Source organism: Kitasatospora terrestris, assembly GCF_039542905.1.
Taxonomy (GTDB): domain Bacteria; phylum Actinomycetota; class Actinomycetes; order Streptomycetales; family Streptomycetaceae; genus Kitasatospora; species Kitasatospora terrestris.
This window is the reverse complement of record NZ_BAABIS010000001.1, coordinates 8,515,756-8,529,226: the sequence shown is the minus strand read 5'-3', so window position 1 is coordinate 8,529,226 and position 13,471 is coordinate 8,515,756. Positions and strand designations below refer to the sequence as shown.

13 protein-coding genes and 1 pseudogene are annotated in these 13,471 nt (G+C 69.3%); 4 read left to right on the top strand and 10 right to left on the bottom strand.

Annotated elements, in window-relative coordinates; all coding sequences use genetic code 11:
- Window positions 1-21 precede the first annotated feature (21 nt).
- Together ABEB06_RS39035 and ABEB06_RS39030 are read right to left on the bottom strand one after the other, a co-directional pair.
- A complete protein-coding gene (locus tag ABEB06_RS39035) occupies window positions 22-324 on the bottom strand; it encodes a hypothetical protein (RefSeq protein ID WP_345694674.1) in 303 nt (100 codons plus the stop codon).
- An 8-nt stretch (window positions 325-332) separates the two neighbouring features.
- The gene (locus ABEB06_RS39030) at window positions 333-473 is read right to left on the bottom strand and encodes a hypothetical protein (protein WP_345694675.1); all 141 of its coding nucleotides are present in this window, start codon (window positions 471-473) and stop codon (window positions 333-335) included.
- A gap of 390 nt (window positions 474-863) precedes the next feature.
- On the opposite strand from ABEB06_RS39030, the gene ABEB06_RS39025 reads away from it, so the two are divergent.
- A complete protein-coding gene (locus ABEB06_RS39025; RefSeq protein WP_345694676.1) occupies window positions 864-1,835 on the top strand; it encodes a LuxR C-terminal-related transcriptional regulator in 972 nt (323 codons plus the stop codon).
- 248 nt (window positions 1,836-2,083) lie between these two features.
- Here ABEB06_RS39025 and ABEB06_RS39020 read toward each other — a convergent pair whose 3' ends face one another.
- The 3 genes from ABEB06_RS39020 to ABEB06_RS39010 form a co-directional block, all read right to left on the bottom strand.
- Window positions 2,084-2,434, bottom strand: a complete 351-nt coding sequence (locus ABEB06_RS39020) for a hypothetical protein (RefSeq protein ID WP_345694677.1) — start codon at window positions 2,432-2,434, stop codon at window positions 2,084-2,086.
- Window positions 2,435-3,366: 932 nt separating this feature from the next.
- The gene (locus tag ABEB06_RS39015) at window positions 3,367-4,491 is read right to left on the bottom strand and encodes an ISAs1 family transposase (protein WP_345701696.1); all 1,125 of its coding nucleotides are present in this window, start codon (window positions 4,489-4,491) and stop codon (window positions 3,367-3,369) included.
- 146 nt (window positions 4,492-4,637) lie between these two features.
- Window positions 4,638-4,847, bottom strand: a complete 210-nt coding sequence (locus ABEB06_RS39010; RefSeq protein ID WP_345701695.1) for a DUF6596 domain-containing protein — start codon at window positions 4,845-4,847, stop codon at window positions 4,638-4,640.
- 113 nt (window positions 4,848-4,960) lie between these two features.
- On the opposite strand from ABEB06_RS39010, the gene ABEB06_RS39005 reads away from it, so the two are divergent.
- Window positions 4,961-5,317 carry a hypothetical protein gene (locus ABEB06_RS39005; RefSeq protein ID WP_345701694.1) on the top strand — a complete coding sequence of 119 codons (357 nt, stop codon included), beginning with the start codon at window positions 4,961-4,963 and terminating at the stop codon, window positions 5,315-5,317.
- Between the two features lie 539 nt (window positions 5,318-5,856).
- Here the strand turns inward: ABEB06_RS39005 and ABEB06_RS39000 are convergent.
- The gene (locus ABEB06_RS39000) at window positions 5,857-7,041 is read right to left on the bottom strand and encodes an acyltransferase family protein (RefSeq protein WP_345701693.1); all 1,185 of its coding nucleotides are present in this window, start codon (window positions 7,039-7,041) and stop codon (window positions 5,857-5,859) included.
- A 315-nt stretch (window positions 7,042-7,356) separates the two neighbouring features.
- Between ABEB06_RS39000 and ABEB06_RS38995 the strand changes: the two are divergent.
- A pseudogene (locus tag ABEB06_RS38995) lies at window positions 7,357-7,479 on the top strand (IS5 family transposase); the annotation flags it as partial.
- Between the two features lie 102 nt (window positions 7,480-7,581).
- Here the strand turns inward: ABEB06_RS38995 and ABEB06_RS38990 are convergent.
- The 4 genes from ABEB06_RS38990 to ABEB06_RS38975 form a co-directional block, all read right to left on the bottom strand.
- Window positions 7,582-8,382 carry a hypothetical protein gene (locus ABEB06_RS38990; RefSeq protein ID WP_345702128.1) on the bottom strand — a complete coding sequence of 267 codons (801 nt, stop codon included), beginning with the start codon at window positions 8,380-8,382 and terminating at the stop codon, window positions 7,582-7,584.
- Window positions 8,325-10,196: an RHS repeat domain-containing protein gene (locus tag ABEB06_RS38985; RefSeq protein WP_345701692.1), complete on the bottom strand. Its 1,872-nt coding sequence runs from the start codon at window positions 10,194-10,196 to the stop codon at window positions 8,325-8,327. Before ABEB06_RS38985 ends, ABEB06_RS38990 begins: the two co-directional genes overlap by 58 nt.
- A gap of 84 nt (window positions 10,197-10,280) precedes the next feature.
- Entirely contained in the window at window positions 10,281-10,754 is a 474-nt protein-coding gene (locus ABEB06_RS38980; protein ID WP_345701691.1) for an HNH endonuclease, read from the bottom strand.
- Between the two features lie 51 nt (window positions 10,755-10,805).
- Window positions 10,806-11,995 (bottom strand): IS3 family transposase gene (locus ABEB06_RS38975; RefSeq protein ID WP_345701690.1). Its coding sequence is split into 2 segments (ribosomal slippage): window positions 10,806-11,731 and window positions 11,731-11,995, totalling 1,191 coding nucleotides; the frame shifts between segments, so codons are not numbered across the junction.
- Window positions 11,996-12,672: 677 nt separating this feature from the next.
- Between ABEB06_RS38975 and ABEB06_RS38970 the strand changes: the two genes are divergently transcribed.
- Window positions 12,673-13,416: a transposase family protein gene (locus ABEB06_RS38970; protein WP_345701689.1), complete on the top strand. Its 744-nt coding sequence runs from the start codon at window positions 12,673-12,675 to the stop codon at window positions 13,414-13,416.
- Window positions 13,417-13,471: the final 55 nt, after the last annotated feature.

Genomic DNA, 13,471 nt, shown 5'->3' with positions numbered 1-13,471 from the left:
TCGCAGGCAGGTGGTGCGAGGTCAGCGGCCGGGCGGTGGTACCGGCGTCAGGTAGCGCCGGCGCAGCAGGGGCGAAGCCCGGTGGCTGCGGGCGATCAGGGCGTACGCGGCCGCGGCCGGCGGCGCCGGGTCGGCCGTGGGGCCGGGCCTGAGGAGGTAGAGCAGGAGATCGACCCGATCCGGCTCGACGACGCGTGCGGTGGCGTGTTGGAGTCCGTCGTCGGGCAGGGCGTGCGCCCACAGGGCGGCGAGGAGTTCGGCCTTCTCGCCGCTCGAGCCGGGCCCGGGGCGCCTGCGCTGAAGGCTGGCGTAGACGAGGTCCACGAGCGGGGTCAGCCGCCCCAACCGAGGCTGTCGCCGGCCACCACGGTGGTCGAGACGTTCGTGCTGGGCGCAGTGGCCGCCACGGTCGCGGTGAGCGCGGCGGTCAGGGAGAGAGCGGCGACCGCGGCGGCCCGGGCGATACGGATCATGTCAGGAGTCCTCTGGCCAATTCGAAGAACGGTGGTCGGTTCCCGGTGAGGCGTCCCGCGGTTGACGCCTTGTCCGGCTGCCGCTCCGGGCTGTCTCCCTGGCGGCGATCACTAGCTTCGCCGCCCGCCCCGGACAGGCGAAAGAGATCCAGGGCGTCACCAACCGGCCAGTCCCCATCCGGACATCATGACAAGGACACGCCAAGAAGTATCCCGGAAAGTCCTTGCCTATTCCTGCGCCCACCAGAGGCCATTCAGGGCGATATGCACACACGCCAGAATTCATCGACATACCCCCTGAACTGCGACGAAGCGCAAATTAAAGATCTTGATGGGAATCGGTCGTACTGAAAGGATGCCGACACCGTCACGTCGATCCGGGGGGATCCCATGCTTGAAGCACTCGGCCTGTCGACCACGGCAGCAGCGGTCTACCGCGCCATGCTCGACCACCCGCAGGACGGCGTCGACGCCCTGGCCGCCCGCTGCACACTCACCCCCGTACAGGTCCACGACAGCCTCGACGAACTCGGCGCACTCATGCTCGTACGCGCCTCCGCCGACCGCCCCGGGCAGATGCGTGCCGTCGACCCCGCCATCGGACTCGCCGACATGGTCGCCCGCCAGGAGGCCGACCTCGCCGCCCGCCAGGCCGCCCTCGCCGCATCACGCGCCGCGGTCACCCGCATGGTCGCCGACCGCGCCGAACACCGCGCCACCCACGGCGAACGCCTCCTCGGCATGGACGCCATCCACGCCCGCCTCGAACACATGGGCCGCACAGCCACCTTCGAAGTCCTCGCCGTCCAGCCCGGCAACCAGCACCCCGAAGACCTCCACGCCTCCCGCCCCGCCGACACCGAAGCCCTCGCCCGCGGCGTGGCCATGCGCACCCTCTACCAGGACGCCACCCGCCACCAGCCCCACACCGCCGCCTACGCCCACTGGCTCCTCAGCCACGGCGGCGAAGTCCGCACCGCCCCCACCATCCCCCAACGACTCATCATCACCGACCGCGCCCAGGCACTTGTCCCCATCGACCCCACCGACAACCGAAAAGGCGCCCTCCACATCACCGAACCCGGAATCCTCACCGCCCTCACCGACCTCTTCGAACAAGCCTGGAACACCGCCATCCCCCTCGGCGCCACCCAACCCGGCGACCCCGACACCGGACTCACCCCCACCGAACGCCACCTCCTGCGCCTGCTCGGCACCGGAGCCACCGACGACACCGCCGGCCAACGCCTCGGCATCTCCACCCGCACCGTCCGCCGCCACATGGCCTCCATCATGGAACGCCTCGACGCCACCAGCCGCTTCGAAGCCGGCATCAAAGCCACCCACAAAGGCTGGCTCTGACCAGGCCCCACCCATTCCAGCGAGCCCGACTGCAGCCACGCGCCGGGTAAGCGCCCCGGGGCGAATCGGCAGGCGCACAACAGGACAACCGACAAGACACCCCACACGGCGCCCGGCACGGCGCCCGGCACGGCGTCCGGCACGGCGCCCGGCACGGCGCCCGGCACGGCGTCCGACAAGACACCTCGCACGATGCGGCCGCCCGGCCACCGGGGCCGTCGGCCGCAGGCGATGGCGGTGGCGGTGGCTCAGGTGGCCAGCCGGTCGAGAGCGGCGCGCAGCAGGGAGATGGCGTGGGGGGCGTCCCGGGAGAGCCAGGGCCGGCGGTCGGTGGCGTCGACGACTTGGCGGCCCTGGATGTTGGTGGCCCAGCCGCCGCCGGTGTCCTGGGCGATCCAGCCGAACAGGACCCGGTCGGTCCGGTGTACCGCGTACACGCCGGGCTCGCAGTCCCAGCCCTCGACCAGGAGGTCGGTGTCGGGGACGGTCCAGGTGGAGGTCGGGTGGCCGAGGCCGCGGGCGGCCGGAGAGGTGGCGGTGCAGTCGGCGGCGAGCGCCAGGCGCAGCTGCCCGGGAACCGCCGGGACCGCAGCGGGCACCGCTGTCCCACGACACGGCGTCCTGCGGACCGGCGGGTGCGCGAACACCGGAGCGCGCCGCGGGGGCGGTTGCTGCCAGAGCAGCGCCAGCCGTTGCGGGTGCGGTGTCGAAGTCGAGGACGACTCGATTCGACGCGCGAGGAAGTGAGCTCCGCTTCCGGCGCCTCGCCGGAAGCGGGCGATTCAACGCGCGAGGAAATGAGTTCGGCGACCGGCGTCTCGCCGACAGCGGATGATTCGACGCGCAACAGAACAAGGAACGGGCCGCCCCGCTCGACAGCCGGAGAGGGGTCGCCGCCCGTGGCGGGTGATTCGACGCGCGACGGAACAAGGTGCGCAGCGCCCGTGCCGGCCGTCGGGGCGGCGCCGGGCAGAGCTGCAGTTTCGACGCGCGAGGAAGTGAGCTCGGCGGCCGGAGCGCCGGCGGCGCCACGCTCGGCGCGCAGCCGCGCGGTGGCCATCTCGTAGCGCAGGTAGCCGGCCTGGCGCAGGATCCGCTGGGCGGCACCCTCCAGCTGCGTCTCCAGCATGGCCAGCGCCTGGATACAGCGCGGATCATCGCCCTCGCCGCGACGGGCCTGCTCCAGGCGCTCGAGGAACCGGGCGGCACTACGCTAGACAGCGACGGCGAGCTCCAGGAACCGGTCGTCGCCCGCCGCTCCGGTGTCGCTTGTTTCGACGCGCGAGGCAATGAGGGCATCCGCGACGGCGTCCTGCTGGTGCATCTCGCGGCGGCGGCGGTAGGCCCTGGAGGAGCAGGAGCGGCCGCAGTAGACCGGGTGCCGGCCCAGCCCGGTGGAGCGCAGCCCGGCCCCGCACTCCGCGCAGCCGGGAGCCGGCAGTTGCTTCTCACTTCGTCGCGCGTCGATTCCCGCGCTTGCCTTGTTTCCCCAGGGCCGTTGCAAAGTCCTGTGATCTTGTAATCGCGCTGGTCAGATGATGCCCGGCAGGTCGAGCGGGCGGGTGAAGGGCGCGTAGGAGGCGTGTCGGATACCGGCGGCGATGTTGCGGTGCCCGGCGGCGCGGAGGATGTTGATCGCGAGGTTGCGCAGGGTCGCCATGTTCTCCGGGCCGCGGCCGGTACGGATCTTCGAGGAGTCCTCGGCGAAGGTGGCGTCGCGGACGAAGTGGAGCCGGTTCTCGATGGTCCACTGCGACCTGGCGAGCCGGCCGAGTCGCTGGGGCGAGGCTTCCTGTGAGGTCAGGTCGGTGATCGCGTAGACGGTCTGGCGGCTGACCACGCCGGTCTTGAGGTCGGTGCGGTGGCGCAGGACGCGAACGGCCTGGGCGGCATGGGGGAAGTCCAGGCCGAGATCGGTGACGGTGAGAGCCCTGGTCACGCGGGTCTCCCTGCGGCCATGGCCGATCTCGCGGTCGTAGCGGCGTGCGGTGACGTCCTTCCACGGCAGCGACCGCAGCCAGCGGTGGAGTTCGGGTTGGTTGGCCTTGACCACCAGCAGGTAGTGGGCCTTCTTCTCTTCGACCAGGAAGCGCGCGTGGGCGCGCTGGGTGTGCAGGGCGTCGGCCGTGACGGTGACCCCGGCCAGGTCGAAGGGCTCCAACAGCGCGGCGAAGCAGGTGATTTCATTGGTCTTGCCGGGAACCCGCAGCTGCGTGACGGTGCGGCCGTCGCTGGTCATCGCGGCCGGCAGGTGGGCGGCGGGTGAGGTGCCGTGCCGGGAGCCGCGGGTGGCCTTGCCGTCCACGGCCACCGAGTCCGAGCCGGCGGGATCGGCGCCGGTCAGGTCGGCCAGGCCGCCGGGGCAGACCAGGGCGACGACCCGCCGGATCGTGGCGGCACTCGGTGCGATCCGCACGCCCAACGCGCCCACGGCCCGGGCACCGAGGCGGGCCAGGGCGTGCTGCGGGGCGTTCGCGGACCACTGGCCAATGGCCGCATACGAGCGCGCTCCGGCGACCACCGCCGAGGCGGCGACCAGCAGCACCGCCACGCACGGGTGACGGACCCCTCGACGCCGACGCGGATCGGGCAGCACCCGCAGCCGTTCCACCAGCGACAATCCCGACACATCGCCCAGCGAGGGCGACTTGGTCAAGCAGATGGTGGCAGACTGGCGGCACATCGAAGCTCCAGTGGTTCAGGACGACTTGGGAAGGTCACCCCGTTCAACCGAAGCTTCGATGCATTCGTGACGGCCCAGGCCGCACCCCTCGCACCGCCACGACCTGCGGACTCGCGTGATCACCAGGACTTTGAAACGCCCCTGAGACCGTACGGGCTCAGGCCCCGGCCGAGGGCAGCCAGGCCACAACGGATCGCGGAGCGGTTCCAGCGGCGGCGGGCCTGGTCTTCCAGGAGCATCGCCTCGCCGTCCGGCGCGGTGCGTCCTGGGAAGCGCGCGGCGGTGAGCTCGAACAGTGCGAGCTGTGGGCCCGCCGATGGCAGGCCCACCGGGGTTTTTGGGTTCAGAGATCAGTCGAGCCGACTCGGGGGCGGAAACCTCGGGCTCCGAGACGTGCGGGTACCGCACCGCCTCGAACGAGGAATCCGCCAGGATCGCCGCGATGAGCTCCTTCGAACCGTGGACCTCGGTCGCGGAGAGATCGCTGTCCGAATACACGAACCACGACCGGTCAGCGGGCCACCAGTTGACAGGAAACGAGCACGGAAAGCCGGCGGAGCCGATTCCGTCCCGCAACGGGACCGCCTCGCCGAGCGGGCCTCGCCGCAGCTCGACCGCTTCGCCGATGTTCTCCAACGGAGACTGCGCCCAGAAACACCCGGTGTCCAGGCCGTCAGGGCTGAACCGCGCGAGAATCTCGATCAAGCCGGTCAAGCTGTCGCGATCCGGCGCGACCGTCTCCGGCCTCGTCATCCCCTCCGTCGGAATGCCCTCGAAAACCCTCGTGGAGAGCGTCTGACCCCACTGGCTCAGGTCCCGACCCGCCCCGGAGACGAGGTCCGCCCAACGGACCCAGCGAACACGACGCCCCTCGTCGTCCAGCTCCCAGATCGCGTGGAGGATCCAGCACCAGTCGGCATAGCCCGACGGTTCGTACCCCGTCACGGAGTCGGTCACCAAGCCGCGGAGGACATCCGTCTCCCGGCTCGTTCCGATCACTTCCACCGGACATTCTCCATACCTCATGACCTCGCCCCGCTGATGGGCATGCAGGCACTTCAGACCAAGAGCCGGTGGAAGACCGTCGGTGGCGGGACGGCCTGGGGCGGGGCCCGGTGGCAGACCGCGCGGTGTGCTTCGGCGGCCCCGTCCACTCACGCCACCGCCTGCCGGCACGTGCTCACGTGCCGGCAGGCGGTGGTGGATACCCGGGCTGCCCGATGAGCCGGTGGACGCTCCTGGCGCGGCTGCCTGCAGCTCCTGCCGTTCCTGGATTCTTGTGACCGCCGTACCGGCCTGTCGGCTGTCGTGGTGCAGGGCGTGCGGCTGGCTGAGGGTCTACTGGCCTCCTGCGGCTGCCCCCTGGGCCACCGGGGTGGCGATCGGAGGTTCGGACAGCGGGCCCGGGGTCGGCACGCCCACCGCGTGCGCGGCAGGGCGGCGGGGGTTCTTCGGGCCGATCCGCCGCAGCCACTTGTCCGCGGGATGCTCGATGAAGTGGTAGCAGAGCCACGACAGCACGACCGCCACGGACAGGAAGGTCCACAGGGGCACCAGGTTGCGCCAGTGCTGGCCCGGCACCATCTTGACGTGGGGCTCCAGCCACTTCATCACGGTGAGGTGGATCAGGTAGAAGGCGTACGACCAGGTCCCCAGCGCCACCAGCGAGCGGGAACGGAACACGGAGCGCTTTCCGGCGAGGTCTCGCCCCGCGGCGGAGATGATGAGCACCGCGAAGGCCGGGGTCATCAGCTGGTTCCACCAGAACATTCCGAGCAGTTGCTGCTCCATGGCCCACTTGATGGCGTAGACGTCGGCCGCGACCAGCAGCAGCGCGACGCTCATCGGAATGCGCGGCCGCCAGCCCCTGAGCATCGCGGCTGCCACCACGATGCCGAGCAGGAACTCCAGCACCCGGTACGGCGGAATGCGCAGCACCACCAAGAGGTGGAAGGTGTCGTTGTGGTGCGGGAGATAGTAGTCGAACGCCCACTTGCGGAAGCCCAGGTCCAGGCCGACCAGCAGCGCGGCCAGCGCGGCCAGGACGACCGGCTTGGACTTGATGATGGGGCGGATGACGAAGGGGAAGATCAGGTAGAAGAACGCCTCCGCCGACAGCGACCAGGACACCGGGTTGCCGGTCAGCAGCACGTTGGGATGCCATGCCTGCAGCAGGCTCACGGCGAGGAACACGTCCTGGCGGGCGACCGACCACACCTGGTGCAGCGCCACGTAGGCGAAGGCCACGCTCACCACCAGGGCGGGCCAGATGCGTACCAGCCGGCGCCAGTAGAACACCCGCATCGTGGTCTCGTCGGAGAACGACCAGGCCAGCACGAAGCCCGACAGCACGAAGAAGAACGCCACCCCCGAGTCTCCGTAGAGGGTGTAGTCCCCGATATAGGGGACCTTGCATATCTGCCCGCTGTGGTAGATGAACACCGCCAGCGCCGCGAACCATCGGAGGCCGGTGAGGGAGTCCAGCCGCTGGGTTCGTTGCGTGGGGCTGAGAGGCAGTGACATCAATGATCCAAGGATTAGATGGGGCTGTGCCAAGCAGGGCATATTAACAAGGTCCACATCCGTACACGGAGCGGGCCCCGGCCGCGTGACATCCACCGCGAGGCTGACCGGCCGAGGCGCAAGCAGGACGGCTGCGCACCCGGCCGGCCGTCACTCCGGGGCGGCCGCCTTGCGCAGCAGCACCGCCCGCTCGGGGACACGGACTGCGAGCCGATCAGCCCCCGTGCTCGGCTCCGCGTCGCGGCCCGTCGGCTTCACCGACCTTGCCTCGCAGGGCGTCGTGGATGCGCTCGGCGGTGCCGTCGTATCACCAACCGGCGACCGACCCGCGGCTACGAAGCCTTACCGGCCCGCTCAGAAGCCATGGTCCACGTCGCCATGATCGGCCTCATGACCCGCCGCCTCACCGGCGGGACCACCCCGACCTGGCGCGGAACCCGACCTTCGGAGTCAGGGACGAAGCGCCCGATGGCCGACGCAACGAAAAAGGCGGCCGGGATCCCGCAGGATCCCGGCCGACTGCCGTCTCAGAACCTTCGATCAGTCTCCCGCGATGCAGCGGTAGTGCTTGATCCGGCGGGCCTCGACCAGGGCGAGCTCGAATTCCGACTCGCGCAGGCGCAGCACGGAGACCAGCTTCCGGTAGGCGTCCGAGGTCTCGGCCCCGGAGCCGCGGAGAGAGAGGGCCGCCACGCCTTCCACTCCGCTGAAGAAGTCCTCCGGCACGTACCCGTCGAGTGGGGCCCGAGTGTCCCGGAACACCTTCACTTGCAGGGGGGCTTCCGTCCTGGCGTCACGCACCAGCGACCTCACCCAGCTCTCGTCGCCGACCGGCTCTCCTGCCCCCGCCACCCAGATCTCGGCCTGATCGGGGCTCCCGCCTTCGAAGAAGGCGTCGTACCGATAGGCGCGGTCCAGGACGGCGAGGTACTCCACGGAGGGCGCCCCCGACCGGAGCCGGGAGAGCGCCTCGTCACAGAACGCAGCCAGTGCCTCGGCCCGGTCACGGAAGCCCGGTTCGGTGAGGGTGACGTGCCCGTACACCTCGTAGGGGCGCAAGTACAGCGGACCGTCGAGAGGGACTCCGACTTCGCCGACCGCAGGTCCGAGGACGTCCTCCGGATCGCTGCTCAGGTTCACCGCAAAGCCCAGCCCGGTCGGCCCGGTGCAGTCCCGCCAGCCCCGGCCGTCCGGTTCGGAGAGGCCGAGAAGCTCGACCACCCGATCCTCGCGGATGATCTCCCGCGTGGTCGACCTGATGTAGACGGAGGCATCGAGCGACATCAGCATCCCCATCCGTTGCACTTGGGCTGGCCACCGACCTTGCCGCTGATGTTCCATCCGCCGTTGTCGCCGCGGGCGTACACATAGTAGTCAGTGTAGTCCGCGGTGCTTCCCCTGAAGCCGCGCATGACGTTCATGGCGTCGGAGGCGGAGGAGTTGTCCGCCGCCCTGATGTAGAGCCGGACGGCACCCTTCCCCTTGGCGCTCTTCAGGGCGCTGTTTATCGACGAAGGAGTACCGGCCACCGCCTTGAACTCCGACGGCACTCCGTCGACGTAGGCGTCGAACTGCTTGCCGTCGCCCTGGGGATGCGCCATGACGTCCACCCCGTTGGGGCCGGCGGCGAGATCGAAGGCCATCTGGTACTCGTGGTTGTTGAAGCCCTTCCGGTAGTCCTTGCCCTTGCGGACCATGATGTCGAACTCCTTCTGGTCGAACACGAAGGCGCCCTCGTCGATCCGGTTGGCCGCGTCCTCGATGTACTCGTCGAACAGGATGCTGTCCGCGAGGTTCGCCCAGGCGCAGCCGTCACGGGCCGGTCCGTGGCAGTTGCGCTTGTTGATCTCCTTGATCCTCGCCAGATAGGCCCCGACGATCGGGTTGTCCTTGCTCTTGAGCCACGCGATCCTGGCCTTCCGCCACTTCTCCCGCTCGCCGGGGTCCGAGTGCTTCTGGTGGTTCTCCGATATTTCCTTGTCGCGCTTGTCCTGCTGATCGTGGAGCCGGTCGGCGTTGGCCTTCCCCTCCGGGGTGCACTGGTGGGTGTCGCACCAGATGCCGTCGGGGTCCGTACGCAGGCCGGTCGGGTCGCTCTTGCCCACGGGGTCGCTGCTGGCGTAGGTGTAGCCGCCGAGCTGCTGGGCGTCGCTGGGGTCGAAGAGTGGGTCGACGCTGATGAAGCGTCCGATGGAGGGGTCGTACTGGCGTGCTCCGAGCGAGGTGAGGCCGGTCGCCGGGTTGGCGGGCGCGTTGAGGAATCCGCGGTTGTCGGCCCAGGACACGACGGTGCCCCGGGAGGCGCCGTAGGGGGTGAACTGGCGCCAGGTCGGGTTCTGCGCGGTCGCGTCGAGCGCAAGTCCGGCGGTGCCGTGCTGGTCCGGGATCTCGAACGTGTAGGTCGTCGAGCCGCCGGCCGTGCCCGTGCGGACGGCGGTGCCGCCACCCGGCAGGGGGTAGTACCGCGTGCCGCTCAGGACCGTGCCGGTCAGCGTCAGCTGCTGGCCCGGCAGGTAGAGCACCGTGGAGCCGGGGTCCTTCTGCAGCAGCACCTGCCCGTTCGCGTCGTAGACGTAGCTGGTGGTACCCGCGGTGCCGCCGCTGACCGAGGTCAGCCGGCCGGCGTCGTCCCAGTTCAGGGTCTGGGTGCCGCCCGAGGGGGTGGTGCGCTTGGTGGTGTTGCCCGCAGCGTCGTACTGGTAGGAGGTGTTGGCGTTGGTCGAGGTCAGCGTGTGCGGCTGGTTCGTGCCGTTGCCGTTGTAGGTGTAGTTGGTGGTGGCGTCCGCACCGCCGGTGGTGGAGTGCTCGACCTGCTGAGTGCGGTTGCCCAGCGCGTCGAAGCTCCACTCCGTCCAGTACGCCCCGCCCGCGATGCCGTCACCGACCGTCGCGTGCGCGGCCGAGGTCGGGGTGGCGGCGCACGAGTCGGTGGCCGTCCACGCCTTGCTCAGCCGGTCGAGCGTGTCGCATCGGAAGCACTGCGTCTCCACCGAGCTCGACGAACCCAGGCGGGTCGAGGTCTGCTTGGTGAGGTTCCCGGCCAGGTCGTACGTGTAGGCCTGCTCGTCGACGTTGGTCGGCGTCGCCGTCGACCGCGTGACCAGCTGGTCGGTGAGCCTGTTCGTGTGCGGGTCGTAGTCGGGTAGCCGGATCACGTTGCCGTGACCCGGCCCCCTCAGAACCGGACGTGCCAGTCATCCCGGCATCCGGCTCAAGCAAGCCACGGAGGGCTTCGCAGGTCAGCAGGTTGATGTGGTCCGTTCGCGGTCGCCAGCGTGGTGCTGGCGGTGGCATTCGGAGTGCACGAGGCGAAGGTTGGTCCGTTCGTCCGTGCCGCCGTCTCGCCGGTAGGTGAAGTGATGTTTGTGGAGCATCTTCTTCGAGGCCGCGAACCAGTTGATCCACTCGCGTGGGCTGTCCGGTTCGTACTCGGCTCCGGCGATCAGCGCCTGTTTGCAGAGGGGGCAGAGCCCCTGCTGCCGGACTGCCAGGACGAGACTGGTCTTGTCCATCGGCGGTGGCGCCTTCTTGCGGCGGCGGTCCTGCCAGTACTCGGCGAGCGCGGGGTCGTCCGGGGACGCTCCGCCCTTGACGAGCTGGTGGCGGACGATTCCGGTCCAGGCGAATTTGGGCAGGAAGGCGCCGCTGTCGCGGTCACCGAAGACCCACCGGTCTTGCCTGGACGGGTGGAACCTGCCGAAGTGCCGGTCCACAATCCAGTACCTTGAGCTGCCCCGGCTTTCGTGTAGTCCGCGATCGTGTGATCAAGCGACTTGCGGGTGTTGGTCCAGGCTCGCCCAGTATGCCTGTTCGTACTCGTCGGGTGGCATGTAGTCGAGGGCGGAGTGGAGTCGTTCACCGTTGTACCACGCGACCCACTGGAAGACGGCCCGCTCAACCTCGTCGAAGTCCCGCCACGGTCCCTGATGTTCGATCAGTTCGGCTTTGAACGTGCCGTTCAGGGCCTCGGCCATCGCGTTGTCGTACGAGTCTGCGACGGAGCCCACGGACGCTGAGGCACCAACCTCGGACAATCGCTCTGTGTAGCGAATGGATACGTATTGCGACCCGCGGTCGCTGTGATGAATAAGGCCGACGTCCTTCTTGATCTTCTGCCGCCACAGCGCCATCTCCAACGCGTCCAGCGGCAGGTCGGTCCGCATGTGGGTGGCGGCCTGCCAGCCCACGATCCGGCGGGAGTACGCGTCCAGGACGAACGCCACGTAGACCCAGCCCGACCAGGTACGGACGTAGGTCAGGTCGGCCAGCCACAGCTGGTTCGGGCGCTGGGCGGCGAAGTGGCGGTTGACCAGGTCCGGCGGACGAGGTGCCGCCGGCTCCGGGACGGTGGTGCGGCGCCGCTGCCCGCGGATCACGCCCTCGATGCCGAGCTCGCGCATCAGCCGCTCGACGGTGCACCGCGCGACCTGGTGGCCGGCGCGGACCAGGGCCCGCGTGATGCGGCGGACCCCGTAGGTGCGGCCCGAGTCCTCCCACACCGCTGTGACCAGCGGAATCAGTTCCTCGTCGCGGAGCCGGCGGGCCGATTTCGGCCGCTGCTTGCGCGCGAAGTACGTCGACGGCGACAGCTCCAGCACCCGGCATACGGGATCGACCCCAAAGCCGTCGCGCAGGTGGTCGATCACCTGCTCGGCCTCGTCCGGGGACGGTCGATCTCCTGGGCAAAAAACACGCTGGCAGCCTTGAGGATCTCGTTGGCCCGCCTCAACTCGGCGACTTCCTTGCGGAGTTCCTTCAGCTCGTCCTGCTCTGCGGTCGTGAGCCGATCGTCGCGCTCTCCGGCGTCGGCCTCGGCCTGGCGCACCCAGGACCGCAGGGCCTCCTTGTGGATACCCAGGTCACGGGCCACGTGAGCGACGGGCCGACCCGTCGAGCGGACCTCGCGCACGGCGCGCTCACGAAGTTCATCGGGGTACTTACGGGGTGCTGGCACTGCTCGTGGTTCTCCTTACGTCTGGATCGTAACAAACCCAGACATCAAGGACTCCAGGAAAGCCAGAGCAGCTCAGATCATCCTTCTCCCGCCGGGGAGTTCAGCTCTCCTTGCGGTCGGCCTACCAGGCTCTTCACCTGGACCTCGACGGGGTTTCCACGTTCCGCACCAGTAAGACGCGGCTGGGGTGGGCGCCCCCTTTACCCCGGGACCAGCGGTGTCCTCCCCCCAGGTCTCAGCTTCCTGAGGGTCGCTCGATGCCTCACAGCACCGGGTCCTGTGACCGCCGTTTGCATGCCATCGCGCGGCCTTGAAATCACGGGGCGTCGTCAGGGGTTCACTCGCGTTCGCCCGTCCAGCCTTCCCCTCGCCTGTGACTCCTCGATGGCCGAGGCGCCCTTGGGCTTGAACGCTCAGCTTCACACCCCGCCGTTGCCAGCGACGCATGTGAGCGTGGGGACGGGCCTTGGACACTGGCCCGAAGTTCAGCCGATCGATACCTCCTTCACCTGGCTGTCCTTACTTACTTGGAGCGACCTCGTGTCGCACCTGAGCGTTTTCAGAGCGGCCACCGATCGGGTGACGGCCAGCGGTCGTGGGCCGGGGAAGAACGGACAGAGCTCCCAGGCAGTTGAGTGAGGTATCTGACGTCTCAACTCTTCTGCCGGGGAGCCCTGGTGGTTACCTATCCTGCCGCACTGGACCTGCCGCACGCCCTCGTTGAGTGGGTCACCATGCTGATCGTCACCCGCGAGGGTGACCGACGCTGCAAGCTCCGACCCTCCCAGCGAGCCCTGGTCGCGCTCGTGTACCTACGCAAGCACGACACCCTCGCCCAGATCGCCGCCGGCTTCCGGATCAGCATCGGCACCGCCCACGCCTACGTCCACCAGGTCACCGACCTCCTCGCCCGGAAGGCGCCCGGTCTGACGCAGGCCCTGCGCGAGGCCGACCCGGAGTACATCCTGGTCGACGGCACCCTCGCCGAGTGCGACCGGGTCGGCGACGGCCGCGCGGACTACTCGGGAAAGCACCGCCGCCACGGCGCGAACCTCCAGGTCATCACCGGTCCGAGGGGCAGGCTCGTGTGGATCTCCCGCGCTCTGCCAGGCCGAACGCATGACCTGACCGCCACCCGAACCCACCGCATCGTGAAGACCTGCGTCCGGCTCCGGATCCCGGCCCTGGCCGACATGGCCTACACCGGCGCGGGCGGAACGTTCGCCGTGCCGACCAGGCGCCCGCCCCGCAAGGAGCTCACTGCCGCACAGAGATCACTGAACCGGGCCCACGCCCGGCTGCGATACCCCGTCGAACGCGGCGTAGCCACCCTGAAACGCTGGAGGATCTTCCGCCACGCCCGCTGCAGCCCGAACTGGCTGACGTCAGTGAACCTCTTTCATCCTGTCCCGGCGGGGTGAAATGGCTGGTCAGAACAGGTGGAGTAACAGGCGAGGCTCCTGGTCGTTGCGCTGG